At 62.3% G+C, this 26847-nt stretch carries 34 protein-coding genes and 1 pseudogene; 21 read left to right on the top strand and 14 right to left on the bottom strand.

All coding sequences use genetic code 11. The features are described from left to right. Nucleotides 1-229 precede the first annotated feature (229 nt). The 4 genes from E7813_RS01750 to E7813_RS01730 all read left to right on the top strand — a co-directional run bounded on the left by E7813_RS01750 (nt 230) and on the right by E7813_RS01730 (nt 2535). Nucleotides 230-598 carry a hypothetical protein gene (locus E7813_RS01750; protein WP_291570250.1) on the top strand — a complete coding sequence of 123 codons (369 nt, stop codon included), beginning with the start codon at nt 230-232 and terminating at the stop codon, nt 596-598. Between the two features lie 8 nt (nt 599-606). Further along, nucleotides 607-1062, top strand: coding sequence for a hypothetical protein (locus tag E7813_RS01745; RefSeq protein ID WP_291570248.1), 456 nt, complete (start codon nt 607-609; stop codon nt 1060-1062). Nucleotides 1063-1759: 697 nt separating this feature from the next. Next, a complete protein-coding gene (locus E7813_RS01735) occupies nt 1760-2005 on the top strand; it encodes a hypothetical protein (RefSeq protein WP_291570246.1) in 246 nt (81 codons plus the stop codon). Nucleotides 2006-2352: 347 nt separating this feature from the next. After that, nucleotides 2353-2535: a hypothetical protein gene (locus E7813_RS01730; protein WP_291570244.1), complete on the top strand. Its 183-nt coding sequence runs from the start codon at nt 2353-2355 to the stop codon at nt 2533-2535. Nucleotides 2536-2851: 316 nt separating this feature from the next. Here E7813_RS01730 and E7813_RS01725 read toward each other — a convergent pair whose 3' ends face one another. Continuing rightward, on the bottom strand, nt 2852-3181 hold the full coding sequence (locus tag E7813_RS01725) for a hypothetical protein (protein WP_291570242.1): 330 nt from the start codon (nt 3179-3181) through the stop codon (nt 2852-2854). Nucleotides 3182-3622: 441 nt separating this feature from the next. On the opposite strand from E7813_RS01725, the gene E7813_RS01720 reads away from it, so the two are divergent. The 3 genes from E7813_RS01720 to E7813_RS01710 all read left to right on the top strand — a co-directional run bounded on the left by E7813_RS01720 (nt 3623) and on the right by E7813_RS01710 (nt 4731). Beyond that, nucleotides 3623-3934: a hypothetical protein gene (locus E7813_RS01720; protein WP_291570240.1), complete on the top strand. Its 312-nt coding sequence runs from the start codon at nt 3623-3625 to the stop codon at nt 3932-3934. A 127-nt stretch (nt 3935-4061) separates the two neighbouring features. Continuing rightward, entirely contained in the window at nt 4062-4349 is a 288-nt protein-coding gene (locus E7813_RS01715) for a hypothetical protein (protein ID WP_291570238.1), read from the top strand. Nucleotides 4350-4470: 121 nt separating this feature from the next. Continuing rightward, nucleotides 4471-4731, top strand: a complete 261-nt coding sequence (locus tag E7813_RS01710; RefSeq protein WP_291570236.1) for a hypothetical protein — start codon at nt 4471-4473, stop codon at nt 4729-4731. Between the two features lie 119 nt (nt 4732-4850). On the opposite strand, the gene E7813_RS01705 is transcribed toward E7813_RS01710, so the two are convergent. Continuing rightward, entirely contained in the window at nt 4851-5174 is a 324-nt protein-coding gene (locus E7813_RS01705; protein ID WP_291570234.1) for a hypothetical protein, read from the bottom strand. A gap of 214 nt (nt 5175-5388) precedes the next feature. On the opposite strand from E7813_RS01705, the gene E7813_RS01700 reads away from it, so the two are divergent. The 4 genes from E7813_RS01700 (at nt 5389) to E7813_RS01685 (ending at nt 8997) form a co-directional block, all read left to right on the top strand. Further along, nucleotides 5389-6414 (top strand): TRAP transporter substrate-binding protein, encoded by a 1026-nt coding sequence (locus E7813_RS01700; protein ID WP_291570232.1) that lies wholly within the window; start codon nt 5389-5391, stop codon nt 6412-6414. Nucleotides 6415-6484: 70 nt separating this feature from the next. After that, entirely contained in the window at nt 6485-6982 is a 498-nt protein-coding gene (locus E7813_RS01695; RefSeq protein ID WP_291570231.1) for a TRAP transporter small permease, read from the top strand. 12 nt (nt 6983-6994) lie between these two features. Then, entirely contained in the window at nt 6995-8278 is a 1284-nt protein-coding gene (locus tag E7813_RS01690) for a TRAP transporter large permease (protein ID WP_291570230.1), read from the top strand. Between the two features lie 305 nt (nt 8279-8583). Then, a complete protein-coding gene (locus E7813_RS01685) occupies nt 8584-8997 on the top strand; it encodes a hypothetical protein (protein ID WP_291570228.1) in 414 nt (137 codons plus the stop codon). Between the two features lie 37 nt (nt 8998-9034). Here the strand turns inward: E7813_RS01685 and E7813_RS01680 are convergent, their stop codons facing one another. Beyond that, the gene (locus E7813_RS01680) at nt 9035-9163 is read right to left on the bottom strand and encodes a hypothetical protein (protein ID WP_291570226.1); all 129 of its coding nucleotides are present in this window, start codon (nt 9161-9163) and stop codon (nt 9035-9037) included. Between the two features lie 179 nt (nt 9164-9342). Between E7813_RS01680 and E7813_RS01675 the strand changes: the two genes are divergently transcribed. The 5 genes from E7813_RS01675 (at nt 9343) to E7813_RS01655 (ending at nt 13585) form a co-directional block, all read left to right on the top strand. Beyond that, on the top strand, nt 9343-10554 hold the full coding sequence (locus tag E7813_RS01675) for an MFS transporter (protein ID WP_363331144.1): 1212 nt from the start codon (nt 9343-9345) through the stop codon (nt 10552-10554). A gap of 3 nt (nt 10555-10557) precedes the next feature. Beyond that, nucleotides 10558-11814 (top strand): arsenic transporter, encoded by a 1257-nt coding sequence (locus E7813_RS01670; RefSeq protein WP_291570222.1) that lies wholly within the window; start codon nt 10558-10560, stop codon nt 11812-11814. 132 nt (nt 11815-11946) lie between these two features. Beyond that, nucleotides 11947-12537 (top strand): formyltransferase family protein, encoded by a 591-nt coding sequence (locus tag E7813_RS01665; RefSeq protein WP_291570220.1) that lies wholly within the window; start codon nt 11947-11949, stop codon nt 12535-12537. A gap of 180 nt (nt 12538-12717) precedes the next feature. Continuing rightward, nucleotides 12718-13077 carry a hypothetical protein gene (locus tag E7813_RS01660; RefSeq protein ID WP_291570218.1) on the top strand — a complete coding sequence of 120 codons (360 nt, stop codon included), beginning with the start codon at nt 12718-12720 and terminating at the stop codon, nt 13075-13077. Further along, nucleotides 13022-13585, top strand: a complete 564-nt coding sequence (locus tag E7813_RS01655; RefSeq protein WP_291570216.1) for a hypothetical protein — start codon at nt 13022-13024, stop codon at nt 13583-13585. Before E7813_RS01660 ends, E7813_RS01655 begins: the two co-directional genes overlap by 56 nt. Before the next feature lie 41 nt (nt 13586-13626). On the opposite strand, the gene E7813_RS01650 is transcribed toward E7813_RS01655, so the two are convergent. Both E7813_RS01650 and E7813_RS01645 read right to left on the bottom strand, forming a co-directional pair. Continuing rightward, entirely contained in the window at nt 13627-13827 is a 201-nt protein-coding gene (locus E7813_RS01650) for a hypothetical protein (RefSeq protein WP_291570214.1), read from the bottom strand. Nucleotides 13828-13838: 11 nt separating this feature from the next. Continuing rightward, the gene (locus tag E7813_RS01645) at nt 13839-14237 is read right to left on the bottom strand and encodes a RidA family protein (RefSeq protein ID WP_291570213.1); all 399 of its coding nucleotides are present in this window, start codon (nt 14235-14237) and stop codon (nt 13839-13841) included. A 194-nt stretch (nt 14238-14431) separates the two neighbouring features. Between E7813_RS01645 and E7813_RS01640 the strand changes: the two genes are divergently transcribed. Further along, nucleotides 14432-15310 carry a DMT family transporter gene (locus E7813_RS01640; RefSeq protein ID WP_291570211.1) on the top strand — a complete coding sequence of 293 codons (879 nt, stop codon included), beginning with the start codon at nt 14432-14434 and terminating at the stop codon, nt 15308-15310. A gap of 202 nt (nt 15311-15512) precedes the next feature. After that, a complete protein-coding gene (locus E7813_RS01635) occupies nt 15513-16952 on the top strand; it encodes a caspase family protein (protein WP_291570209.1) in 1440 nt (479 codons plus the stop codon). A gap of 87 nt (nt 16953-17039) precedes the next feature. Here E7813_RS01635 and E7813_RS01630 read toward each other — a convergent pair whose 3' ends face one another. After that, nucleotides 17040-17279, bottom strand: a complete 240-nt coding sequence (locus tag E7813_RS01630; RefSeq protein ID WP_291570207.1) for a BrnA antitoxin family protein — start codon at nt 17277-17279, stop codon at nt 17040-17042. A 295-nt stretch (nt 17280-17574) separates the two neighbouring features. Between E7813_RS01630 and E7813_RS01625 the strand changes: the two genes are divergently transcribed. Next, on the top strand, nt 17575-17790 hold the full coding sequence (locus tag E7813_RS01625) for a hypothetical protein (protein ID WP_291570206.1): 216 nt from the start codon (nt 17575-17577) through the stop codon (nt 17788-17790). 14 nt (nt 17791-17804) lie between these two features. On the opposite strand, the gene tgt is transcribed toward E7813_RS01625, so the two are convergent. The 6 genes from tgt to coaD all read right to left on the bottom strand — a co-directional run bounded on the left by tgt (nt 17805) and on the right by coaD (nt 22121). Further along, a complete protein-coding gene (gene tgt / locus E7813_RS01620; protein WP_291570204.1) occupies nt 17805-18938 on the bottom strand; it encodes a tRNA guanosine(34) transglycosylase Tgt in 1134 nt (377 codons plus the stop codon). Beyond that, a complete protein-coding gene (queA, locus tag E7813_RS01615; RefSeq protein ID WP_291570201.1) occupies nt 18938-20017 on the bottom strand; it encodes a tRNA preQ1(34) S-adenosylmethionine ribosyltransferase-isomerase QueA in 1080 nt (359 codons plus the stop codon). Before queA ends, tgt begins: the two co-directional genes overlap by 1 nt. Before the next feature lie 144 nt (nt 20018-20161). Continuing rightward, nucleotides 20162-20626 carry a peptidylprolyl isomerase gene (locus E7813_RS01610; RefSeq protein ID WP_291570199.1) on the bottom strand — a complete coding sequence of 155 codons (465 nt, stop codon included), beginning with the start codon at nt 20624-20626 and terminating at the stop codon, nt 20162-20164. Continuing rightward, entirely contained in the window at nt 20602-21033 is a 432-nt protein-coding gene (locus E7813_RS01605) for a hypothetical protein (protein ID WP_291570197.1), read from the bottom strand. The genes E7813_RS01610 and E7813_RS01605 overlap by 25 nt, the downstream gene beginning before the upstream one ends. A gap of 10 nt (nt 21034-21043) precedes the next feature. Next, nucleotides 21044-21589: a peptidylprolyl isomerase gene (locus tag E7813_RS01600; protein WP_291570195.1), complete on the bottom strand. Its 546-nt coding sequence runs from the start codon at nt 21587-21589 to the stop codon at nt 21044-21046. A 31-nt stretch (nt 21590-21620) separates the two neighbouring features. Next, nucleotides 21621-22121, bottom strand: a complete 501-nt coding sequence (gene coaD, locus E7813_RS01595; protein WP_291570192.1) for a pantetheine-phosphate adenylyltransferase — start codon at nt 22119-22121, stop codon at nt 21621-21623. 279 nt (nt 22122-22400) lie between these two features. Between coaD and E7813_RS01590 the strand changes: the two genes are divergently transcribed. Continuing rightward, nucleotides 22401-22658: a hypothetical protein gene (locus E7813_RS01590; RefSeq protein ID WP_291570191.1), complete on the top strand. Its 258-nt coding sequence runs from the start codon at nt 22401-22403 to the stop codon at nt 22656-22658. Nucleotides 22659-22885: 227 nt separating this feature from the next. On the opposite strand, the pseudogene E7813_RS01585 reads toward E7813_RS01590, so the two are convergent. Further along, nucleotides 22886-22978: pseudogene (locus E7813_RS01585) on the bottom strand (transposase); the annotation flags it as partial. A gap of 81 nt (nt 22979-23059) precedes the next feature. Between E7813_RS01585 and E7813_RS01580 the strand changes: the two are divergent. After that, on the top strand, nt 23060-23959 hold the full coding sequence (locus tag E7813_RS01580) for a hypothetical protein (protein WP_291570188.1): 900 nt from the start codon (nt 23060-23062) through the stop codon (nt 23957-23959). Between the two features lie 145 nt (nt 23960-24104). Here E7813_RS01580 and gyrA read toward each other — a convergent pair whose 3' ends face one another. Then, nucleotides 24105-26822, bottom strand: a complete 2718-nt coding sequence (gyrA, locus tag E7813_RS01575; RefSeq protein ID WP_291570186.1) for a DNA gyrase subunit A — start codon at nt 26820-26822, stop codon at nt 24105-24107. Nucleotides 26823-26847: the final 25 nt, after the last annotated feature.

Raw genomic sequence — 26847 nt, 5'->3', positions numbered from 1 at the left:
CTCTAGGAAGCCCGCTGGTGAGTCCCCGGGGAATTGGCCGCCGTCTTGCGCCGGCTGTTCGAGGGCAGCAAGCGCGCGTCTGGCCGGCATTGGGGAGACGTTTTCCATGGTGCCATCGTCCCCGCTTCTCCGGTGAGCCGCAACGCGCCAAACGTTACGTTTTCCGATGGGTCGAATCGACAGCGCGATCCTCCCATGGTTGTATCCTCGGAAACCGTGGAGGCTGGAAATGACCGGAAAACTTGAACTGACGTTCAGCACCAAGGTCACATCAGAAGAGCGCGATCTAGCCGAAGCATCGGTCCGGGGTATGATCGAAAAAGTCAGCGCTGAAGCGGCGGCTGCCCAGGCGTTGCGCGCTCAAGGGCAGGAACTGCAACGCGCTCTGGCTGAGCCAATCGATGCGCTCATTCTTGCGGATGCCAAGGCGGCCGCCGCGCTGAAGGCGCTGTCAAAGGACGCACAGGACGCTGGCGGTTTTGAGCCTCTGCGGCCCGCCGATTTTCCTGACCATCAAGGTTCGCGGCTGCCCTCGCCGCGCGTGTCTCCCTATGCGGGCCGCCGACCCAAAACTACAGTGACGTTCAGGGCAATCTGATCGCGAATGTGAAATCTGGCGACATCTCCGGCGGTGCCAACACTTTCGTAAATGCACATTGCGGGGTGGGCGTCGTTTTCAGTCTGGACCGCACGGCGTCGGTCAGTCTCTCTGGGACTCTTGATTTCCAATACAAGTACCTCTTGGCCTGCCACGGCTTGAGCGCCTCCGCCACCGTCGATGGAGGACTTGAAGCCTCCCTCTCGCAGGGCCCCACAGTGATTTCATATGTCAGTCTTCCCATCTATCACAAGCGGCTCAGCGGCTGGGAAGACGAGACTGTCAACGTGCCTTTTGCCACGCAGAACTTCCCGCAGGGCATGGCTTCGCAAGTGGGTCCCGGAACTTATGCGTTCAATCTCGGCATTTATGCGGTGTCGAACTTTTCAGGCGGCATCGGAGGCGCCGCCGCGCAGTCCGCCTGCCAGGCGATGGTGCGGGAAATGTTTATCATTGCTCCATGAGCTGCCCAAATGGCCCCTCCACGACTCTAGGAAGCCCGCTGGTGAGTGCGGGATTTTATCCGATGTGGGTGTGGACTGACGATCGGGATTAAACGGCTGCCGGGTCTTTCAGTGTTCCGGCACCGGCCTCGGCGGACGCGGCGGAGAGCCTAAAACGCTGGTCGCGGCCAGTGACGATTTCCCCGCCCTCGTTCGTGATCGGCCGTGGGGCGCGCCCTCCACGGAATCCAGGTAGGATGCCAGTTCCCAGGCCGAGCCCGAACTGGTGGCGTAGTGGTCCCTCAAGAACATAAAAAGCGTGAGACGGAAACGACCCTTGGCAAGACCGCCTGCGCTGCGATGACATGCCACGCAAGTATCAGCGAACAGCTTCGCTGCCGATTTGCCCTGATCAAGATCTTGAGCGTTGGCAGCGGCGCCGGTCAGCACGGCGCAGGCGCCGGCGATGAGCAGACGACGTCGCAGCGGCGTTCGTTCCAATGCCAGGCGCATGCCGTTCCCGTATTGCTGAATTACGCCCGGTATATGGCCGGCGCGGGTTCGGCCCCGCTGGTGAGTCCGGGGATTTGTACGGTGTCTTGTGTACGGTGTCTTGCGGCCGGCCGATCGGCGCCCGCGTCGGCAGGCCAGATGGCCGCCATCCTGACGCCCGTTTTCGCCCCGACGGTTGGCTGGTGCGCGAGAGGAGGAGCCCGTCATGTCGAGACTAGTGATCGCGTTTGTGCTGGCACTGGCCGCGACCACGACCAACGCGCAAGATACCAAGCCTGAGCAATCGCAAACGCCGGCCGTTGCAAGCGGGAATGGATTACGGCCGTTCCTGTTTGATGGACGAATGCCAGGCGACGGCTCCCGGCAGGGAGCGTTCGCCGACGAGGATCATCCCGACGCCGGCGCCATCTTCGTGCCACCGAAGGCTCGCCAGCCTGAACGCGAACGATAGCACACTGCGCAGGTCGAGCCGGCGCTACATAAACGCGATAACCAAACCCATCGCGACCAGAGCTTCGACGCCGACAACGGCGACACCGAGATAAAAGCCCCCCATGACATCCTGCGACTGCAACTTGGTTAGCTTGCCGACCATGGGATTGTTCTCCTCCCTTGCCTGCCCAACTACTTCACGCGGGAGATCGAAATTCGTTCCGGAGACAAATGCACAAATAGGAGGCGCGGACCTGAAGCCGGCCTGAAACAAACCTTCGCCAACGCATGGTTGACCCTCTGGCACCCGTGACCCGGCCAGCTATGATCGAACCGTGCGGGGCGACAAGAAAGTGGGATTGTCACATGCGCACACTCACCGGTTACGGAATCGGCGTCGTTATCGTTCTCGCCGTGCTCAACGGCATAGCGTGGAAAGCGGGAACGCCCCGCCTGCACAACATAAATGTGTTTTCCGCCGGGTTCGTCCTTGGGGTGCTCGGAACCTATATTGCGGCCTGGATTTACGGATACCGCCGGATCGCCTGAGATCCTTGACCGGCGCCCCGGCGATATGGGTTCCGAACCTCGCAATTCACGATTGCGCGTGAGACACGGACCGGAGCCCGCGCCCGATTTTCCGGAATAAAGTTGATCTCACTCAAAGTGTCGGAAGCATAACGAGGCACACTTCCTGAGTTGCCGCGCAATCTGGCGTGGTTCAGCGATGGCTTGGAGAAGGTGCATGACTAACCCAAAAAATACCGTCGCCAAGGATGGCATGATCGAGAATACCCAAGCTTCATTCGTCACCGACGAACGCCGCGTTCAGGATGCGCTGGAGGACGATGAGGTCAGGGAGAATTTACGAACCCTCCGCCAACACCAACAACCGGCATCCTCGATAAAGTGAGGCGGCCTTGTAACCAGCCAAAGCCAGCTTCCGAAGCATTTTTGCAACAGTCCGCCGCAATCCGCAGCAAGTCTGAAATGGGAGGTTCTGAAAAGGCCCCGCGATTTCTAGGTTGGCGACGGTAAGGATTCCATGGCGGGGCCGATGACGTTGAAATCCAGAATTTTCCTGATCGGATTTGTCCTGCTCTTGCTGTCCCTGGTGGCCATCCCAATCCACAGGGCCCATCTTGTTTATCACCTGAGCTACGCAGACGTTTTGCACAACCTCATCGTCGATCATCGCTTCGGCCCCTAGCCGATCCGGCGCGTCAGCGGCGAGCAGCAAGCCTGAACGACGCCGAGCTTCCGGCAGCCTAGATCGGGACCGTGAGCATCCGCCTGTTAATTCCTGTCTTCAGGAATCGACACCTGGCCGGAACTCCTTGGCGCCGTGATCGCGATTCCGTGAAGCTGTTTCATGGGCCGGGGCTCCGCGAAACCATTTTGATGGCTGGCGAAACCATTTTTGCGCATGTGCGAAGACGTTCGGAAACCGTCATCGGCCAACATGGCCTCCGATCAAACAACGAGGTTCGGTCATGTGGGCACTCATCATTGATTTGTTTTACCACCAGTCTTGCAGGAAACATCTGAGCGACATGCGAAGGAGCCGGTGGAATCTATCGACGGCTGGCTGATGGGGTCGGACGGGAACCGGTTTCGGTGAACCAAGGGGATCAACATGCGGAAAATCATCCTGATTGCTGCGATCACCGTGGCGTCCGCCACCGCCAGCGTTGCCGGCCCATCGCGAAGCCTCAGCCTGGCGTCGAGCGAGACCGGGCAGCCGGCGGCCGGGCAACCCAAAACGGAGCAAAAGGCGGAACTCCCGCCGCCCGCGGTCGAACGGCCGAAACTGGCAGTACCTCAAGGGCAGACCAAAGCGCCGGCGGTTGCAGACAAGCCTGACAATGTTGCCGAGCCGCGAAGGAAGCACCTGTCGATGGAAGCGCGCGTGATCTACCAGCTTCATCGTCACGGCATCTATTGGTAGACGACACAAACAGGCCGGCGATCCCGCGCAATCGGAAATCCGCGCCATCGGCATCTCGCCTTTTGCCAACTGCGGGAGTAAATATCGGTAGCGTAGTGCGACCGGATCCCCCGAGGGAGGCATAGGCATGAAGGCTTTCCTTGTTGCGGCGATGATCGCGCTGCTGGCCGGATCGGCCTGCGCCCAAGGCCTGGTCAAAGGTCAGACCCCCGGCCCGCCGGCTGCAGCTCCCAAGTCGCGGCAACAGATCGAGGCGGATCGGGCGGCCGAACGCGCCTACAAGAACTCCCTGCGCAGCATTCCCGATCAGCCCCCGGTCGACCCCTGGGGCAATGCGCGCGCCACGGAAGCGCCGAAAGCAGCGGCCAAGTCCACTTCGGCAAAACCACCGAAGGCCGTCGGCACCGCCAATTAGAGCACTTGCGACCGATCGATGGCTGCCCCAAGGCGGTTGCACCGCGAGCCCATTGTGCCCCGGTAAGGAATCAGAATTATTTTCACAGCGTTGCCTCGTCTATTTCGAAGGCCGGCTGGGGATGGCGGAGCCCGAACTTCTCGATCGCGATATCAGCAACCTGAGGGAATTGCTCAGGATAGCATGGATAGAGCTTGCAAACGCCTCGCTGACGCCTTTCGAGCGTCGCGAAGCGCGCAACCGGATAACGCTATGCAGTACCGAGTTGCGGCGTCATCTTGCGGAAGCCGAACTGCGCAAATCCCGAAAACAGCCCGCCGAAGAACAGCCCGCCCCGAGCCCGGTCAAACCGAAGCTGCGGCTACTGCCTGACGGCTACTAGAGCGTTTGCGAGCGAAGGGGATACCGGTTCGCGTAAAGAAAACACGTCAAAACAACAATCTGGCCCCGTCTGGATTCCATCGAGATGGAAACGGCTCTGGGGCATGGTTTCATATTATCTCAGTCGGCCATCCGAATGATGGTCGCATCGAACGCCATGCCCGGCGGCTGTTTCGACCTGCCGCGACACGACGCCGTCAAACCGGTAGATTTTCCGGTAAGCGCGATATCGACGTCATCAATCCCGAACACCGACAATTGCCCCGCGGAGTGCCGCGTGACCGCAATCTCGGCGCTGAAGTCGTCGCCATCCTGCCGGTAGGAGCCGCTGTAGGCCATGACGGTGTCTGTGCCGGAAACATTGCCATCCCGCAGGATAATGGTGCCCGTGCCCTCGCCCAAAGGAGTTCTGAACCAGGCCGCATATTTTCCATTTACCAGCATCGAAGCTGCCTCGCGGAACACCATTGTGGCGGAATAACTTCAATAGGCGGTATTTGGTTTCAAGCAGCCGATGGTGGTGGTTAGGAGATGCTTACTGGACCAACCGACAAAGGGTCCGCATCCCCACTGGCAACGAACCCGCTATGCTGTAAGCTGGCGACCGGTCTGCCCTGCCCGAAGGACCCACAAAATAACCAGTATTGGAGGATCGCCCATGCCAGCTCACGCGAGCCGCGTCTCGCTCAATCGCCGCACGCTTCTGCACGCGGGCGCCGGCATGGCCGGCATTCTCGCCACCGGCCGCGCGCCGGCCTTGGCGCAAACCCAGCCGAAAAAGCTCGTCTTCGCGCATATCAACGCCGTCCCTGAATCGGCGGCGGTCGCGTTCGACTGGATGGCGAAGGAGGTCAACGCGCAATCCAAAGGCGCGCTCGACATGCAGTTCTTCGGCAAGACCCTGATCCCGCAGGAGCTCGAGATCATGAACGCGGTCAAGTCCGGCAGCGTCGCGATGGGCAGCCCGGCGGGTGCGGCCGCCACCGTGTTTCCGGAAATGGGCGCGTTGCTGGTGCCTTATCTGGTGAAGGATTACGCCTCCGCCTACGCCATGCTCAACGGGCGGATCGGCGACAAGATCAGCCAGCAGATCCAGGACAACTACAAGCTCAAGGTGATGTGCTACTTCGACTACGGCTTCCGCCATTTCTGGACCGGCAAGAAGCCGATCGTCGAGCCGAAAGACCTGCGCGGCATGAAAATCCGGGTGCAGCAGGCCAAGATCTTCGGCGACACCATCAACGGACTCGGCGGCAACGCGGTGCCGATGGCGTATGGCGAGGTTGTCACCGCCGCCAAGCAGGGCGTGATCGACGGCGGCGACCTGCCGATTGTCAACATGAAGGCGCTGAAGATCTACGAGGTGTCGAAATACGCCTCGATGACCTATCACAATTACGGCCCGACCAACGCGGTGATCAACCTCGAGGTCTGGAACGGGCTGACGCCCGACCAGCAGAAGCTGATCTTGGACCTGTCGCGCGCCGCCCAGGAAAAGATCCGCGAGGCGACCGAGTCGGTCGACAATTTCGCCAAGGCCAAGTCGGAACTGGAGCCGCTCGGCATGACCGTGGTGGAAGCCAAGGTCGACGAATTCCGTCAAGTGGCGCAGCAGAAGATATGGCCGGCCTACAAGGCCCAGTACGGCGCCCTGTGGGATGAGATCGAAGGCTTCAAGGCCTAGAGCCGACAACGGGCCGGGGTCACATCCCCGGCCCTTCGCCCTTCACGCTGTCGCCGGGATTGCCTCGCGCATGCTGCGTATCCTCTCAGCCGTCCCGAAAATCACGGTCACGGCGCTGATCGTCCTTGCCATCGTCAACCTCCTGGTCGGGGTGATCCTGCGCTATTTCGTCGGCGCCATCACCGACAGGCTCGACGTCGACCCGGTGCCGTTCACCTGGGTCGAGGAAGTCGGCGAGCTCTCGCTGGCGTGGCTGACGCTGATCGGGGCTGCGATCGGCATCCAGTCGCGCACGCATTTTTCGCTCGCCGTTTTCGCGCATCGGCTGCCGCAGACGGCACAGCTCCGGATCCACCGCTTCAATCACGCGCTGATCACCGGCTTCGGCCTGCTGGTCGCGTATTATGGCTTCAAGCTCTGCCTGCTCAACCGCACGCTCACGACGCCCGGCCTGCAAATCAACCTCGCCTGGCTCTATGCGTCCTCGGTGGCCGGCGGCATCCTGATTGCGATCTATGGTTTCGCGATGATGATCTCCCCGCTTCCGCCAAATGCGCCCCGGCACTGAGGCGATCCGTTCATGCTGCTTGCGGTCGTCGCCATCGTCTTCGCGGTACTGATCCTGCTCTCGATGCCGATCGTGTTCGCACTTGGCGTCGCCGGTGTCGCCGGACTGTGGATCGGCGGCTACCCGATGCAACAGCTTGCCTCGGCGCTGGTGTCGGGATCGCAAAGCTGGGTGCTGCTCGCCATCCCCGCCTTCGTGTTCGCCGGCAACCTGATGGAGCGCTGCGGCATGAGCCACGCACTGGTGGAACTGGCGCGGGCGCTGATCGGCTGGGTCAAGGGTGGGCTTGGCATGTCCGTGATCGTGGTGGCGTATTTCTTTTCCGACATCTGCGGATCGAAAATGGCGGAGGTCTCGGCCCTCGGCTCCGCGCTGATGCCGCCTTTGACCCGCGCCGGCTACGACCCGCGCGATTCAGCCTCGCTGATCGCCGCCGGCACCGCGATGGGCATGCTGGTGCCGCCGGCGATCTTCATGATCGTGCTGGCACAGGTCACCAACACCTCGGCGGTGGCGCTGTTCGTCGCTGGCTTCATTCCGGCCGTCGTCATCATGCTGTGCCTGATGGCCGTGGTCTACATCCGCGCGCGCCAGAATGATTGGCCGGTGGATTCCCGGCCGAGTCTTGCGCGCCTCGGCCACGCCGCGCTGCACGCCGCGGTGCCGATGGTAGTGCCGTTCGTGATCCTCGGCGGCTTCATTCTCGGCATCATCACCGCGACCGAGGCAGGTGCGGTGGTCGCAGGCTACGCCTTCCTCGCCGCCAAGCTCTATTACCGCAATGTCTCGTGGCGCGAGATGGCCGGGATCGCCTACGACAGCGCGATCCTCACCGCCGCCGTGGTGTTCCTGCTCGCGGTCGCTTCGGTCTATCAATATTTGATGGGCGTGAGCGGAGTGCCGCAATTGCTCGGCGAGTTGCTTGGCCCACTGAAAACGCACCCGTGGCTGTTCCTGATCGGAACCGCCGTCATGAGTTGCCTGTTCGGCATGGTGCTGGAGGGCCTGCCCGCCGCGGTCGTGCTCATCCCCGTGGTATTTCCGATCGCCGAGGCCATGGGCATCGATCCCATCCATTTCAACATCGTGCAGACCGCGGCAGTCGGCATCGGGCTGTTCCTGCCGCCGATGGGCGTAGGGCTGCTGATGGCGCTGCGCTTCGCCAACCTTAACGTCGGCCAGCACTTTCGCACCTATGTGCCTTATATGCTGGCGCTGTTTGCCGGATTGTTGCTGATCATCTGCATCCCCGAGATCAGCCTGACCCTGCCGCGGCTGGCAGGATTGATCAGGTAGGGCGCGGCCCCGCGCGGTTCCGGCGGCCGCTTAATTTGCAACCCAGCCATTCCGGAACCAAAGTCCGATGGACCGCTTTGGCACGTCGTGGCGCAGTGGGTCGAACTCCTCATCAACGTTTGCGCGTTTGCCGGGTTTATCGGCGTTGCGACCTATTGGGCAAAAACGCCCACGGATATGCGGCGCTAAGCCTGATACCGTGTCACGCCGGCGACGATGACCGCCTCCGTCGCCGGACGGTTTTTATTGCCCTCACCGGTCGATTCAGGAACAATTGCCGGATCCTGTCCGGGGAGATCGTCAAAATGCGTGTTCGTATCGTGGCACTCGTTATCGCCGCGCTGCTGGCGGGATCACTGCCCGCCGCCGCACAGCAGGTCGATTCATCGGCCAAGAGCCTGCGGGCGAAAATCAAGGCGAAATACCAGGAGAGGCGCGACCGGTTCATGCGCCGGACCAAGGATCTGTATTTCGCCGTGGGCTGCAAGGTGCTCGCAAGCGAGGCCGGCATCCTGCCGCTCACAAGCTCCGAATCCTATCTCGCGTTCATCGGCGATCAAACCATCGTCGACACCAAAGACGAGAGCCTGCGCCAGGCCGCAAAGCAGGAAGGCCTCGAGCGCGCGAGCCGGCCCGGCGAATGCGATTATTACCGGCGGCATCCGGAAGCCGCGGAAGCCGCGCGACGCGCCGCCGCCGAGGCATCGGCCAAACATTGAAGCGGTCTGACCGCCGATTCTTTCATCGTTGACGGGCTCAGCGCCACGCCAGATCGTCAGACCAGACGTAAATCATGATCGCCGCCAGACACAGCGCAACCCCGATCCAGAACATCGGCGAATGATGGATGCGTCGCCAGTCGCGCGGAGAGCCTGCGGATTTCATTCGGTTACCTCGTCGGCGCGGACGATAACACGTCGCCTTGAGAAAACCCTCTGTGAACCTTGCAGGGTCCCGCGGACGGAACCTTCGCGTTGTTGGCCGATTTCCTTAGCAAACCGCGGCATGAGGAGGCTGGCCTGGTCGAACGCGCGGGGACAAAGCCGCTAACCAGGGCGGCGCTTTTGGCTCTGAACTTTTTCATGGCTGATTTCCAGGCCGGCATTGGTCCGTTCCTCGGCGTATTTCTGCTTGCCCATGGCTGGGAGAGCGGCCTGATCGGCACCGTCATGACCATCGGCGGCGTCGCGGGCATGATCATGACCACGCCGGCGGGAGCGATGATCGATGCGACCGCGCACAAGCGCGCTTATGTCATCATTCCCGGCATCTGCACCATCGCCGCCTCCGCCCTGGTCCTGCTCTCGCAGGATTTTTGGGTCGTGGCTGCGTCGCAGGTCGCGACCGCGATCGCCGGCGCCGCGATCGTGCCGGCGGTCACCGGGATGACGCTCGGGATCGTTCATCAGGTCGGCTTCAATCGGCAAAATGGACGCAATCAGGCCTTCAATCACGCTGGCAACATGGTCGGCGCGGCCCTGTCCGGCTACCTCGGCTGGAAGTTCGGCTTCGGCGCCGTGTTCATTCTGGCCGGCGTGTTCGGCGTGCTCTCGATCGTCTCGGTGCTGGTCATCCCGCGCAACGCGATCGACGACCATGTCGCCCGCGGCGCCAATGCCGACAGCAGCAAGCCGCCGGCGAACGCCTGGCAGGTGCTGTTCGAATGCAGGCCGCTCTTGGTGCTGGCCGCCGCGCTCGCGCTGTTTCATCTCGGCAATGCGGCGATGCTGCCGCTCTACGGTCTGGCAGTGGTTTCCGGACAGCAGGGCAATGGCGCCGGCTTTGTCGCCATGACCATCGTGGTCGCGCAGGGAGTGATGATCTTCGCTGCGATCGCCGCGATGCGGATGGCGGAAAAGCGGGGCTATTGGCTGGTACTGCTGATATCCTTTATCGCGTTGCCGGTGCGCGGCCTGATCGCGGCTTCGGTGATCAAATATTGGGGGGTATTTCCGGTGCAGGCGCTCGACGGCATCGGCGCGGGCTTGCAGAGTGTAGCCGTCCCCGGTCTGGTGGCTCGCATCCTCAACGGGACCGGAAGGGTCAATGTCGGACAAGGTGCGGTCATGACGGTTCAGGGAATTGGCGCGGCCCTTAGTCCAGCGATCGGGGGCTGGCTCGCCCAGGGACTGGGCTACCCCACCGCGTTCATGTTCCTGGGATGCCTCGCCATTGGCTCGATCGTGATCTGGCTTTCGTTTGCCGGCCTGCTCAAGCCGGCCTGCGCCGGCAAGCTGATCGGCGACGGCGCCGTGGCCCCGGCCGCGGCGTCCTGACCGGTGAACAATACCTCACTGATCCTGGCCGTCGCCGGTTTCGCTACCCTTGGCGTTATCCTGCGTCCGCTTCGCGTGCCGGAATATGTTTGGGCCGTGATCGGCGCGGTCGCCCTGATCGCCTTCGGTTTGCTTCCCTGGCGCGACGCGCTCACCGCGGCGGAAAAGGGAAGCGACGTCTATCTGTTTCTGATCGGCATGATGCTGCTCGCCGAGGTAGCGCGTCTGGAAGGGCTGTTCGACTGGCTGGCGGCGCTCGCGGTCCGCCACGCCAAAGGCTCGGCGAAACGGCTATTCCTGATTGTCTATGCCGTCGGAACGCTCGTCACGGTGTTGCTGTCGAACGACGCGACCGCGGTCGTGCTGACGCCAGCCGTATATGCCGCCGCGACGGCCGCCCGCGTCGAGCCGCTGCCGTATCTTTTCATATGCGCCTTCATCGCCAATGCCGCGAGCTTTGTGCTGCCGATCTCCAATCCGGCGAATCTCGTGATCTTCGGCGCGCATATGCCGCCGCTCGCCCAATGGCTCTACCAGTTCACGTTGCCGTCGATGGCCTCGATCCTTGTCACCTATTGGCTGCTGCGTTTCACCCAGCGTACCGCGCTGCATCAGGCAATTTCGACGGACTTTGCGGCCGTTCCGTTGTCGGTCGGCGGAAAATGCATTGCCGCCGGTATTGTGCTTACAGCCGCAGCACTGCTTGGCGCTTCGGCGCTGGACCGGCAGCTTGGCTTGCCGACGTTCGTTGCAGGGGCCGCCGTGACCGTCATCGTGCTGGTCATCAACCGCCAGTCGCCGAGGCCGGTGCTGCGGGATATCTCATGGGGCGTGTTGCCGTTGGTGGCCGGATTATTCGTGCTGGTCGACGGCGTCCGGCAAACCGGCATCCTTGCTCCGATCACGCGCGCGCTTCGTGACGCTGCGGCATCCTCTCCCGGCGAAACCGGCTTTAGTGCCGGTGTCATCGTCGCGTTCCTGTCAAACCTGATGAATAACCTGCCGACCGGCCTGGTCGCGGCGACAGTCAGCCAAAGCGCCCACGTTCCGCTTGGCGTCACAGGCGGCATATTGATCGGCGTCGATCTCGGTCCAAACCTTTCGGTGACGGGTTCGCTCGCGACGATCCTGTGGCTGATCGCGCTTCGCCGCGACGGCGAGATCGTGACGGCATGGCAATTCCTGCGGCTCGGTATCGTCATCATGCCGCCGGCACTGTTGGCCGCGCTGTCGGTATTGGCGATTTGGCCCTGGAACTGAGCCGGCAAGCCGCCTGTTCGGGAGAAAAGATGTGGATCAAGCCGGGTGGAAGCAAATAGCGTCCCCTCCTGTGCGCCGTCCATGGCATTCAGGACGGCGACGGATGACCTGACGAACGACGGATACCACACCATGCGGATTACCCTTGTCGGCTCCCGCCATTTCGGCGTGACGACTTTTGACATGCTCCGAAACCACGGTGTCGAGATCGTCAGGGTCGTGGTGGCCGACGGCGACGACCGGCTTGCCGCGGCGGCGCGCGCCGCCGGCATCGAGGTGACGGTGCAGGCCAATCCGAAACTGGTCGTCGCCCGGGAAATCGCCGACGGCACCGACCTGATCGTGACGGCTCACAGCCACGCCCGCATCAGCAAGGAAGCCCTCGCCGCCGCAAGGCTCGGGGGGATCGGCTATCATCCTTCGCTGCTGCCACGGCACCGCGGCATCGCCGCAATCGAATGGACCATCAAGGAGGGCGATCCGATCGCCGGCGGCACCGTCTATCATCTGGCCGAGCGCATGGATGCCGGAGCCATCGCTGCGCAGGAGTGGGTTTTCGTCAAAAAGGGCGAAACCGCCCGCGAGTTGTGGGAGCGCGCGCTGGCGCCGCTCGGCCAAAAACTTCTCGGTGAAGTCATCGATTACGCCAAGGCCCACAACAGCCTGCCGGCCAGGCCCCAGGATGAGCAGTTTGCGACCAAGGCGCCCAGCCTTTCGGACTGAGGCCCGACCCCCGATTTTTCCTGAATCCGGTCAAATGCCGGTTCCTAGGATGGAACAAAATTTAACCCCATCCGTTTGATTTTATAGGGAACTTTTCGTGTTGCCGCGGCGCAGCAAATTTTGAACACAATGTCCCCTGAATAAGCCGCGTCATCACACCAAATTCAGGGATCTGACCCCATGCGCCATAACCGCATTCGTACCATATTTTGTAGTTCCATTCTTGCTGTCGCTGGCGCTCTCACCGCTGCTCCCGGGCATGCCCAGTCGCCGTATGACGGGCTTTGGAGTGTTACCGTTGTGACAAAAAGCGGCAGTTGCGAACCGTCGACGCGCTCGACGCTCACGGTCGCGGACGGTAGAGTTTCCGCGGCCGGCGCCGACATTTCCGGAACCATCGGACGCGAAGGTCTTGTGCGAGTCTCGATCCATGGTGCATATGCGAACGGCCAACTCAGTGGCAACACCGGATCGGGGAAATGGAATGGGGCATCTTCGGGCGTACCGTGCAGCGGACGATGGGAAGCGTCACGGCAATAAACAAGGTCAGGCCGCGAAATCCTTCGCACTCGCACGAGGGCTGATTGTCGCGGCCGTCACGTTGTTCGCCGTCTTCACATCCGGCTCCGCCAGCTACGCCCAATCGGGACCGTTCACCAGCATGGCCGGCAACTGGTCCGGCGGCGGCACCGTCACGCTTGACGACGGTTCGAGCGAGCGAATTCGCTGCCGTGCCTCCTATGCCGTCAACGCCAGCGGAACCGGGCTCAACCAGACCCTCGTCTGCGCCAGCGACTCCTACAAATTCAACCTCGCCGCCAACGTGGTCGCGGAGGGCGGATCGCTGTCGGGGACATGGAGCGAAAGCAACCGCAATGCTAACGGAACCCTTCAGGGGCGGGGCAGCAACGGCAATTTCCAGGTGGTCGCCAGCGCGGCCGGATTTACCGCGAATATTTCATTGACCACTCATGGCAACAGGCAGTCCGTGGTGATCAAGACCGACACCGCCTTCAGGACTGCCGCTATTTCGCTGTCGCGCCACTAAGGCGCAGCATCGCGCCCGCGGCCTGCGCCCGCCAACCTGCCCTACGCCTTTTTTGGTTCGGCGAGGTGGGCGGCGGTTTCGTTCATGGTCTTGGCGATTAACAGCGCCTGCTCCTTTTTGAGGGCAAAATCCTGAACGCCTTTCTGCGTGGTCAGCGACAGCACCATGATGTCGGGTTGTTTCTCCGGCCAGCCGGTGGCGAAAGCTGTGACGTAGTCGGCGGATGTGGATCGTTGGGCCATGGGAAAAGTTCCTATGCTTTGGCTAAGAATGCGGTGACTTCGATCTCGACCTTGGCGCGCGCGTCAACCAGACCGGAAACGTACAGCAGCGTCGAGGGCGGAAAGTTTCGTCCGAGCGTCTCGCGCCAGGCGGCACCGATACCGGTGCCCGCGGCCTCATATTCGCTGCGGCTGGTCAGATACCAGGTGAGGCGAACGATGTGCTCCGGACCGGCGCCGGCTTCCCCGAGCAGCTTGACGATCCGGTGCAAGGCCGTCCCGACCTGCGCCGCCATGTCCGGTTGATAGTCGCCCTTCTCGTCGCCGCCGGTCTGGCCGGCGAGCACGATCCATCGGCCGGGACCGTCGAATGCGACGCCGTGGGAAAAGCCGCGCGGCTTCGACCATTCGGCGGGTTGCAAGGTAAGCATTGAGCCAAATTCTCCTGTAAAACGCCCGGTCCGGACCGCGCCAGACCAAGCAGTCCTTAGCATCGAAATTGGGACGGTGCATCACCGCGTCGGCATATTTGCGCGTTGCAAATCCCGGAGCGGACCGATACGGCCTCAGCTTCCGAAACCTTCCCGCGCAGCACTCGCGCGGCACAGATGGCCCAAAGCCACCGATGGACCGAACGGCTTCCAAACCCAGAGCCGCGCTATGGATGGCGGGCTGGCTTGCTTTGATGCTGGTCGTGGTGGTTGCCGGCCGCGAGACGACGCGCGAACTGAGCGTGTTTCAGGTCATGGAGGCACGCTCGGTGATCGGCTTCTTGCTGCTCTACCCGTTGATCCGCCTCAACGGCGGATTCGCGGCGATGAAAACCTCGCGGCCGCTGCAGCATCTTGGCCGCAACCTCGTTCAATATGCCGCCCAGCTGGGCTGGTTCTTCGCGCTGACGCTGATTCCGCTGGGCCAGGTGGTGTCGATCGAATTCACCATGCCGATCTGGACCGCGATCCTGGCCGCGACATTCCTCGGCGAGCGCATGACGATCTGGAAGATTTCGGCCATCGTGCTCGGCGTCGTCGGCGTCATCGTCATCGTTCGCCCGGCTACCGGCGAGATCAATCCGGGCCAACTGATCGCGCTCGCCGCCGCGGTGGGGTTTGGCATTTCCGTCGCCATGATGAAGTCCCTGACCCGCACCGAAAACACCCTGGCGATCATCTTCTGGATGCTGGTAATCCAGGCCGCGGCCGGATTTTTCCCCTCGCTCTATGTCTGGCGATGGCCCTCCGCCGATGTTTGGGGCTGGCTCGTCGCGATCGGATTCTGCGGCACGTTCTCCCACTACTGCATGGCGCGGGCGCTACTGCATGCCGATGCGACCGTGGTGCTGCCGATGGACTTCCTGCGGGTCCCGTTGACCGCCGTCGCCGGCTGGCTGATCTATTCGGAACGGCTGGACATTTTCACCGTGCTCGGCGCGGCGCTGATCCTCACCGGCAATCTGTTGAACCTGAAACCTCCCGAGCCGGTTCCCGCGCCCGCCGGAGCCTGACCGTTTTGTGCCGATTTCCCAGCCAATTGTGATCTAAATCACGTTGGGATCGAACACTAATTCGATACCGTGAACCGCCCGGAATGGCCGGTGCCGAAAATTGGGCGGCGGCGATTTTTTGTGGCGCGAAGTGTGTTTTTTTCGTGTAGGTTCACCGCAACCGTTGCAGCCGAAATTGCTCGACTCAGCCAGGGGATTTCACATGCGCTACCTCACCGTCATTTTTTCCCTGATTTGCATGTTATTCACCGCCAATGCCGCCAAGGCCGACCGTCGCGTCGCCTTCGTCGTCGGCAACGGCGCCTACAAGAACGTGGCACAACTTCCCAACCCGCCGATGGACGCCAAGGCGATGGCGAGTGTGTTGCGCAACGTCGGTTTCGAAGTCGTCGAGGGCACCAACCTCACGCACGACAAGATGACCGAGCGGCTGCTTGAATTCGGCAAGAAGGCGCAAGGCGCCGACGTCGCCGTGTTCTTCTATGCCGGCCACGGCATCGCCATCGGCGGCACCAACTATTTGTTGCCGATCGACGCCGACATCAAATCGGAAATGGACGTCAAGCTTGGCGCCGCCATCAACATCGACCTCACGCTCGACCAGACCATGAGCGACGCCAAGGTCAAGCTGGTGTTCCTCGACGCCTGCCGCGACAATCCCTTCGCCGCCAAGATCAAGTCGAATTCCGCCACCCGCAGTGTGTCGGTGCAAACGGGTCTGGCCGAAATGAAATCCGGCGAGGGCACCCTGATCGCGTTCGCCACCGGTCCCGGACAGACCGCACTCGATGGCCAGGGAGGTACCAACAGTCCGTTTACGCGCGCCCTGATCGCCCACATCACGACGCCCGGTGTCGAGATCCAGCAGGCGATGACGGAAGTCCGCGCCCAGGTCAACGAAGAGACCAACAAGGGCCAATTGCCCTGGGGCCACACCAACCTGATCGGTTCGGTCTATCTCAATCCGGCGCCGGCTCCCGCCCCCGCGGCCAACACGGCGGCGACCCCGTCGTCGTCCACGCCGCCCGCGGTCGCTTCGGCCTCCACCGGTACCGACGTCGAACTGGAGTTTTGGCGTTCGGTCAAGGAGTCGAACAAGCCGGAAGAACTCAACGCTTACCTCAGCAGCTACCCCAACGGTCAGTTCAAGTCGCTGGCGCTGGCCCGGATCGCGGCGCTGGAAAACGGCCCCAGCACCACCACCCGCAACCTGACCACCGGCATCGATCCGGCAACCTTCACCGACGAATCCAATCAGACCACCGAGGATCAGATCGGCCTCGACAGGGGCCAGCGCCGCGACGTGCAGCGCCGGCTGAACGGCCTTGGTTTCGACACCAAAGTGACCGGCAAGTTCGATGACGAGACGCGCGCCGTGATCACGCGCTGGCAGGCCGCGCGCGGCTATCCCAAGACCGGCTACCTCAACACGCTACAGCACAAGGCATTGCTGGCGGAAATCGTCGCCACGACGCAAACCAGCACCAGCACCAGCACCAGCACAAGCGACGATTCTGACGACAGGCCGGCCCACCACCGTCATAGCGGTGGTGGTGGAGGCGGTGGCGGCGGCGGTTATCGTCGCGGCCCGGGCGGTCCGGGCGGCCTGATCGGCGGCATGATGGGTGGGCTGTTCCACTGAGATCATTCGGTCGGCGAACAGGCCGACGAATTCGCCTTCAACAAAAAGCCCGGTTCATACCGGGCTTTTTAGTTTTCGGGTTCAATTCTATTTCCCCGCCGCCTTGCGCAGAGCCTCGTTGATCCGGTCCTGCCAGCCCGGTCCGCCTTCCTGGAAATGTTCCAGAACATCCTGATCGATCCGCAGCGAAACCAGTTCCTTCACGCTCGGAAGGGCGGCCCTTTTGGGTGGCGCTTCCGGTACCTTGGTCGTGGTGCGCTTGAATGCCGCTTCCGCTTCGGTGCGCGCATCGTTGAGTGTTCTCGGCCGTCTTGGTTGGTCTGCCATGGCTGGATTTTCCTCAAACAATGCTGCGGCATGACCGCGCTGCACCCGTTGCCGACGACGCGTCCATGACAGACCCCCGTGAAAACCGCGGAGACAATGTGCGTGAAATTAGAAGCTCTTCCCCCAATAGGGCCAGCTTGTGCCAGGTGCAAGCCGGAATCCCGCGAGCCGGGAATTCGTTGCATTGCAAAAATTTAAAGCAGCCAAATAACGTAAAACCAACGCATTTGTGTTGCGACATCGTCAAACAAACCGACGTATGTTTGCGTCAGGTTCAGATGGCAGGGAGGTCACGATGCCAGCAATTGCTGAGGTTCGGTCGACCAACGCGTCTCACTCCGCACCGCGCGGACGTGATTTGCCGACCTGCGCCGTTTGTGCCGATTCAATGGTGGCGGCGGAAACTTCCGCTTTTCTCTCCGACAATGTCATCAGTTATCTCTGGACCTGCGACACCTGCGGCTACGGTTTCGTCACCAAGCACGCCGTCAAGCGGCTGGCCTGCAATTAAACTCTGAATCGATTTTAGCGTGCCGCGATATCGCCCTGCGCCCATTGCGCGCGCGTGCGCTCGCGAAAACTTTCGAATGTTCCCTGGGCGACCGCCTCCCTGATGGCATGCATCAGGTGCTGGTAGTAGGCGACGTTGATTTCCGACAGCAGCATGGCGCCCAGCGTCTCGCCTGATCTCACGAGGTGATGCAGGTATGCGCGCGAGATGCCGCGCGCCGACGGCCATGGGCTTTCCTCGTCGAGCGGCCGTGCATCGTCGGCGTGACGGGCGTTGCGCAGATTGATCTGGCCGAACCGGGTGAACGCCATCCCGTGACGGCCGTTGCGGGTCGGCATCACGCAATCGAACATGTCGATGCCGCGGGCGACCGCCTCCAGCATGTCTTCGGGCGTGCCGACGCCCATCAGATATCTCGGGCGATCCTGCGGCAGGATCGGCACCACCTCCTCGATCATCGCCAGCATGACCGACTGAGGCTCGCCGACCGCAAGGCCGCCGATCGCGTAGCCGTGAAATCCGATCCCGGTCAGACCAAGCGCGCTGGCCCGGCGCAGTTCGGGGACGTCTCCACCCTGGGCAATGCCGAACAGCAGATACCCCGCCGGCGCGGTCTCGAACGCGCGCTTGCTGCGCTCGGCCCAACGGAGCGAAAGCTGCATCGCCCGCTCGATATCGGCGCGCGTCGCCGGCAACCGCACGCATTCATCCAGCTGCATGGCGATATCGGCGCCGAGCAGCCGCTGCACCTCGATCGCGCGCTCGGGCGACAGCTCGACGCTGGCGCCGTCGATATGCGAGCGGAAGGTAACCGCGCGCTCGCCGACCTTGCGCAACTGCGCCAGCGACATCACCTGGAAGCCGCCGGAGTCCGTCAGCATCGGCCCGTTCCAGCCGGTGAAGGTTTGCAGGCCGCCGAGCGCGGCAATGCGCTCGGCGCCGGGCCGCAGCATCAAATGATAGGTGTTGCCGAGCACGATATCGGTGCCGGCGTCGCGCACCTCGCGCCAATGCATGCCTTTCATCGCGCCGGCGGTTCCGACCGGCATGAAGGCCGGCGTCCGCACCTGCCCATGCGGGGTGGTCAGCACGCCGGTGCGCGCCTGCCCGTCACGGCCCGTCAGCTGGAAATGATCGGCTGATGTCATCAAATGGACTTATCACGAAACAGCAGGCAGGCATCGCCATAGGAATAGAACCGGTAACCGGCGCCAACCGCGTGGGCGTAGGCCCGTTTCATGGTCTCGAGACCGCTGAATGCCGATACCAGCATGAACAGCGTCGAACGCGGCAAGTGGAAATTGGTCAGCAAAATATCGACCGCGCGAAAACGATAGCCCGGCGTGATGAAGATTGCGGTTTCACCCGCGAACGGCTGGATCGCGCCGTCTGGCGCCGCGGCACTTTCAAGCAGCCGCAGCGAGGTAGTGCCGACGGCGACGATGCGCCCGCCGTTGGCGCGCGCCGCATTCAGCGCCTGCGCGGTATCGCGGGAGATCGTGCCCCACTCCGAATGCATCTTGTGCCCTGCCGTGTCGTCCGCCTTGACCGGCAGGAAGGTCCCGGCCCCGACATGCAGGGTTATGCGGTGGATCCCGATCCCGCGCTCGCGCAACCTTGCTTCCAGCGCCGGGGTAAAATGCAGGCCGGCGGTCGGCGCCGCAACCGCACCCTCGTTGACCGCAAACATGGTCTGGTAGTCGGCGGCGTCCTGCTCGTCGGGGGAGCGCCGGGAGGCGATGTAGGGCGGCAACGGCGGCGCGCCCAAATCGGCGATGGCGGAATCGAGCGCCGGCCCGTGAAATGAAAACGAGAAGGTGATCTCGCCGTCGTCGCCCTTGTGTTCGACCTCGGCATCGAGGTGACCGAGCAGGCATACCTTGCCTTCATTGCCGAAGCGAACCACGTCGCCCGGCGCCAGCTTTTTGGCGGGTTTAACCAGCGCCTGCCAGCGCGAGCCGTCCAGGCGCCTGATCAGCGTCGCCTCGATCTTCGGCTCGGCATCGCGGCCGATCCGGCGTCCCTTCAGTTGGGCCGATATCACCTTGGTGTCGTTGACAACCAACTGGTCGCCGGCCTCGAGCCATTGCGGCAGTTCGGCAATCGTGCGGTCGCGCAAAACGGCGTCGGGCTCGACCACCAGCATCCGCGCGGAATCGCGCGGGCTCGCCGGCCGCAGCGCGATGCTGGCGGCGGGAAGTTCGAAATCGAACAGGTCGGTGCGCATGGGCAGACTGTCATTGCCGGACATAGCCGTCTGAAGGAAGGCGTCGCTTCCGCTCGCCTACGTCCGGCAATCCATCTTCTACGTAAGACTCATCTGAAGATTGATGGATGCGCGGGTCAAGCCCCGCGTATGACGATTTGTGATTCAGGCCGCGTCCAGCGCCATGTGTGCCTTGATAATCTTGTCGGGGTTCTTCACCGGCTCGCCGCGCTTGATCTTGTCGACGTTTTCCATGCCCGACGTCACCTTGCCCCAGACCGTATACTGGTTGTTGAGGAACGAAGCGTCGTCGAAGCAGATGAAGAACTGGCTGTCGCCGGAATCCGGGCTGGCGGCGCGCGCCATCGAAGTGGTGCCGCGCACGTGCGGCTCCTTGTTGAACTCGGCCTTGAGCTTCTTGCCGGAACCGCCGGTGCCGGTGCCCTGCGGACAGCCGGTCTGCGCCATGAAGCCTTCGATCACGCGGTGGAACACGATGCCGTCGTAAAAGCCTTCGCGCACCAGCTCCTTGATCCGAGCGACATGACCGGGCGCCAGATCGGGCCGCATCTCGATCGTGACCGGCCCCTGGGTGGTTTCGAGGATCAAACTGTTTTCGGTGTCAGCCATGCTCGCTTCTCTACAGGTTGGGGTGAAGGTCTTCGGTTGCGAAACTGGATCGCGAAGGGCCGGCCGGCAACGGCGCCGGCCATCCCATCTGTAAATAGCAACGGTGTGCAGCGTTGCAATGCCTCCATCACCGCAACGCGGTACATCACCCGATCGCCGTCGGTGGCCTGTTCGGATTCGTAAGTGATCCTGGGATGGCCGATGATGTCCCCGCTGCGGTTAAAGCTCACGATCACGGTGATGTCGATGTTGGCGCTGGCCGCCGGCGGCGGTTTCCAGCAAGTACGCAGCCTTGCGAACACTTGCCTGATGTTGTCGAGCCGCTCGGACTGAGCCCAGACCGGAGTTATCCATAACGTCGACAGCAATGCCGCGGCAACCTGGATTGGCAGCGTGCGGCGCGACATGACCATCGGTCTATTTGATGTCGGAGGCGACTTGCACTTTCACCATCTTGTCGGGATCGGCGACCGGTTCGCCGCGCTTGAGCTTGTCGACCACATCCATTCCCGACACCACCTCGCCTATCACCGTGTATTGTCCATTCAGTGACGGGCCGTCGGTGAACATGATGAAGAATTGCGAATTTGCCGAGTTGGGGTCGCTGGTGCGCGCCATGCCAACGATACCGCGCTTGAATGGCACGTTGGAGAATTCAGCCGGCAGATTTGGATATTTCGAGCCGCCGGTGCCGTTGAAATTCTTGCCGTCGCCGGTCTGCGCCATAAAACCTTCAATGACCCGATGGAACGGCACATTGTTGTAGTAACCGTCGCGCGCCAGTTGCTTGATGCGTTCGGCGTGTTTCGGCGCCAGATCGGTTCGCAGTTTTATCACGACGCGGCCCTTGGTGGTGTCGATGACGATCGCATTTGGCTTGTCGAGATTGGCCGGAAGCGGCTGCGCGATGGCTGCAGCGGCGCAAAACAGCGCGGCGATAACGGCGGGGAGAATTCGGATCATGGAAACTCCGGTTTGCGAAACGCGCCAGCGTCTAGTTAGCGGCGAATTTGGTTTTGAGGCTGGCGGCAACCGAGGATGGCACGAATGCCGAGACGTCACCGCCCATGCCTGCGATTTGGCGTACCAGTGTGGCGGTGATCGGGCGGACCGCCGCCGAAGCCGGAACGAACACGGTATGCACGTCTGGCGCCATGGTTTCGTTCATGCCGGCGATCTGCATCTCGAAATCGAGGTCGGTGCCGTCACGCAGGCCCCGAATCATGATGGTCGCGCCATGCTTTTGGGCGGCGGCGACGGTGAGATTGTCGTAGGTTGTGCAGTCGAAGCCGCAACCGGCCTTCGCGGCGACCGGCGCAAACGCCGCTTTGGCCATCGCCAGGCGCTCATCGGTCGAAAACAGCGGCTTTTTGGCAGGATGGACGCCGATGGCGACAATCAGCCGGTCGCACAGGCGGACGGCATGCCGGACCACATCCAGATGGCCATTGGTGACGGGGTCGAATGAACCTGGATACAGCGCGACACGGGGCATAAATCCCTCTACCGCGCCCCGGGCGGCGCGGCAAGCCGGGCGGGTTCCAGTCCCCCGAGCCCTGGGGCCGGGCTTTATATTTCGCAAGCCCCTGAACCACTTCGGGGTTGGGGCGTCACCTATGCAAGCCGGCATTGTTTCGTCCCGCACTGGCGACGAAACAAAACTCCGGCGGGACGAAACCATTTTCGCCCCTCGCGAAGACGTCCTGAAACTGGGGCTGGGTATCAGTCCGCCAACCAACGACGGGCCGCAAAGGCCCAGTGACAGGGGACCGTCATGATCAAGGCTCTTTCAGTAATCGCGATCGCCGCGTTTGTCGCCGCCGCCCTTACCGTTCTTCCCGGCTTTGCCCCGCAGGTCGAAGCCAGCGTGCCGCAAGCCTTCGCCAAGGGCGATCGCCTCGACATTCATCCGGTCGGCCGCGAATGTTCACAGCGGGCCTGGCCCAATTTCGAAGCTTCCTGCCTGCGCGTCGCCGGTTCCAAGACCGCGATCCGCGAAGCCCGTCTGGTAACCGCAGACCGCACACCATAAGGCGCTGCGTTTCGCGGGCGAAACCAGGGCGTGAACCCCTAAGCGCGTTGCCGAGCTGCAAGCTTGATGAAAGCGGGGCAGTTGGTGCTTGTCCGTTGTTGTTCAGCCTGCCTTGCGACCGGCCTGCATCTTGCTCTCTATTGGCCGCGATACGCGATGATCGGCGCGCTGCGTCATGGCCGGCGGCCAGTGCATCCATGATGCGGTCATCCATACCTGCCTGCCTGCCTGCCTGCCTGCCACCAATGAACGAAGCGATTATAGCAGGTGGTGCGGGGGACATAGGCTTCTGGCAGATCGCGCCAGCGAGCACCTGAACGCGTTGCGCCGCTACAACGGGGCCAGGTTCCCTTCACGCCCCCAGCTTGAAGCAACATCGAAACAAAAATATACACTGGGTTATGGAATCGCGGATCGGCATTTATCAACCCTTCTACAAGCCTGCTTTGATCGAGCGATTGGACCCCGGATTTATTCCGCTGGACTGGATGTCCAATCCGGCCCCGGCGCTGCGGGAACTGGCCCTCCATCACCACATCGCCGACAGGAAAATATATGCCAGACATCGGCTGACCGGACTGTTGTCGCCGAAGTTCTATTCCAAAACCAGGTTGGGTTCCCAGCACGTCCACGACTGGATTTCAGACAACCCCGGTCGCGACATCTACCTGATCGGCGGCCTGCCCTACGTTCCCTACGCGAACTACAACAGTGTGGAACGCAGCACAATTGTCTCGCACCCGGCGTTCGAAAGCTGGGCACGGTCCGTTGGAGGTGAAATTGGATTGGAGCTCCCCGATACCCTTCCCCGTCAGACCAACGCCAACTTTTGTGGCTGCAGCTATTGGATCGCGTCGCCGGAGTTTTGGCAGGCCTGGCGCAGAGACGTTATTGAACCGCTATTTGAACTGATCGGCCGCCGAAGCAGGACCGATGAAATTTTCACGTATCACAAATATCGCGCCCCCAGCCCGGTTTACATCCTTACGATCATCTATGAACGACTGATGGATCATTATATCGCGCAGAAGAAGGTCGACGCCATTTACTATCCCTGGATCGGGCGGAGCGTTCTGGCCCTGGACCATTATCCCCCTTCGATCAGAGCCTACCTGGAAGAAATGATTCCGCTGGTCGACCGCATCGATGCGGCCGGACCGTGGAGCGAGAGCGACAAGGCATGGCTGCGGAAACAATACGCCGCCGTGAACATGGGTGACTCCGCAGACGAAACGCTGACAAGCGATCCAATGGATTTCGACCTGCCGAAACTTTATCCGGCGACCGCTGCGGCAAAATGATTTTTGGCGGCCGACGCCGGCGATCGACCTGCCGCCATCATAAAGCGAAAACAATCCAAGAAAGGTGGAAACTCGAACGATGGCCGATCACCCCCCTCACGGTTCGAGGCGGCGCCGGTGCGCCCCCTCACCATGAGGGTTTGCGTTAACCCCCATTGCCGTTCTCGGCGTCCTCGCCGATGTGCTCGACCGACACCACGTGTTCGTCCTCGGCGGTGTCGAACACGATGACGCCTTGGGTCGAGCGGCCGGCGATCCGGATGCCCTCGACCGGACAGCGGATCAGCTGGCCCTTGTCGGTCACCAGCATGATCTGGTCGCTGTCCTCGACCGGGAACGAGGCCACCAGCTTGCCGTTGCGGTCGTTCACCGACATCGCGACGATGCCTTTGCCGCCGCGTCCCGTGGTGCGGTACTCGAACGACGACGAGCGCTTGCCATAGCCGTTTTCGCTGATGGTCAGCACGAACTGCTCGCTCGCCGACATCTCCACATAGCGCTGCTCGCCAAGTTCGATGGCGCCGGAGGCGTCCTCGTGGTCGGTTCCCGCCTCCTCCTCGGCGCCGCCACGCCGCACCGCGTTGGCGCGGCGCAGGTAGGCGGCGCGCTCCTCGGCATCGGCGTCCATGTGGCGCAGGATGGTGAGCGAAATCAGCTTGTCCGGCCCGGACAACGCGATGCCGCGCACACCCATCGAGGTACGACCCTGGAACACCCGCACGTCGGTGACGGGGAAGCGGATGCACTGGCCGCCGGCGGCGGTCAGCAGCACGTCGTCGCGTTCGGTGCAGATCTGCACGTCGACGATCGCCTCGTCGTCATCGAGCTTCATGGCGATGATGCCGGAACGCCGGACGTCGACGAAGTCCGACAACTTGTTGCGGCGGACATTGCCGCCGGTGGTCGCGAACATCACGTCGAGATTGGCCCAGGAGGATTCATCCTCGGGCAGCGGCATGATGGTGGTGATGCGCTCGCCCTGTTCCAGCGGCAGGATGTTGATCAGCGCCTTGCCGCGGGCGTTCGGTGCCGCCACCGGCAGGCGCCAGACCTTTTCCTTGTAGACCTGGCCGCGCGACGAGAAGAACAGCACCGGCGTATGGGTCGAGGCCACGAACAGGCGGCTGACGAAATCCTCGTCGCGGGTCTGCATGCCCGCCCTGCCCTTGCCGCCGCGGCGCTGCGCCCGATAGGCCGACAGCGGCACGCGCTTGACGTAACCGGCATGCGAGACCGTGACCACCATGTCCTCGCGCTGGATCAGGTCCTCATCCTCGACCTCGTCTTCATGCTCGATGATGACGGTTTTGCGCGGGGTGGCGAATTCGGACTTCACCTCGGCGAGCTCGGTCTTGACGATGGCCTGGACGCGGGCGCGCGAGCGCAGGATGTCGAGGTAATCGGCGATTTCCACCGCCAGCTTGTCGAGCTCTTCGGAAATCTCCTCGCGCCCGAGCGCGGTAAGCCGCTGCAGCCGCAGGTCGAGAATGGCCCGGGCCTGCTCCATCGACAGCCGCGCGGTGCCGTCTTCGGCCAGCCGGTGGCGCGGGTCGTCGATCAGCGTGATCATCGCCGCGACGTCCTTCGCCGGCCAGTCGCGCGACATCAGGGTGTCGCGCGCGGTGTTGGGATCGGGCGAGGTCCGGATCACCCGGATGATCTCGTCGATATTGGCGACCGCGATGGCGAGGCCGACCAGGATGTGGGCGCGGTCGCGGGCCTTGTTGAGCTGGAACTTGGTGCGGCGGGTCACCACCTGCTCGCGGAAGGCGATGAACAGCGTCAGCAGGTCCTTCAGGTTCATCACCTGCGGCCGGCCCGAATCCAGCGCCAGCATGTTGGCGGGGAAATTGCTCTGCAGCGGCGTGAAACGATAAAGCTGGTTCAGCACCACGTCTGCCATCGCGTCGCGCTTCAACTCGATCACGACGCGGTAGCCTTCGCGGTCGGATTCGTCGCGGACTTCGCCAATCCCCTCGATCTTTTTCTCGCGCACCAGTTCGGCGATGCGCTCGACCATGGTGGCCTTGTTCACCTGATAGGGAATTTCGGTGATCACGATCGCCTCGCGATCCTTGCGGACCGTGTCGATCGAGAGCTTGCCGCGCATCACGATCGAGCCGCGGCCGAGATGATAGGCCGAGCGGATGCCCTGGCGGCCGAGAATGATGCCGCCGGTCGGAAAATCCGGCCCCGGAATGATGTTGATGAGATCGTCGATCCCGAGCGCAGGATCGTCGATCAGCGCCACGCAGGCATCGATCACCTCGCCGAGATTGTGCGGCGGAATGTTGGTGGCCATGCCGACCGCGATGCCGCCGGCGCCGTTGACCAAAAGGTTGGGGAATTTTGCCGGCAGCACCACCGGTTCTTTTTCGGAATTGTCGTAATTCGGCTGGAAGTCGACGGTGTCTTGATCGATGTCGCCGAGAACCGCGAGCGCCGGCCGGCTCAGGCGCGCTTCGGTATAGCGATAGGCCGCCGGAGGATCGCCGTCGACCGAGCCGAAATTGCCCTGCCCGTCGATCAGCGGCAGGCGCATGGAGAAATCCTGCGCCATTCGCACCATGGCGTCGTAAATCGACTGGTCGCCGTGCGGATGGTACTTACCGATGACGTCGCCGACGACGCGCGCCGATTTGACGTACTTCTTGTCCGGCGTGTGGCCCTGCTCGTACATCGAGTACAGGATGCGCCGATGCACCGGCTTGAGCCCGTCGCGCGCATCGGGCAGCGCACGCGACACGATCACGCTCATGGCGTAATCGAGATAGGAGCGTTTCATCTCGTCGAGGATCGATACGGGACGAATATCGGAAGGAGCCGGCGGCTCTCCGGGCTTCTTATCTTCAGGGTCAGACAAAGGGGGGAATCCGGTCAGTTTTATC

Source organism: Bradyrhizobium sp., assembly GCF_004799405.1.
Lineage (GTDB): Bacteria > Pseudomonadota > Alphaproteobacteria > Rhizobiales > Xanthobacteraceae > Bradyrhizobium.
This window is presented reverse-complemented; position numbering and strand designations above follow the sequence as displayed.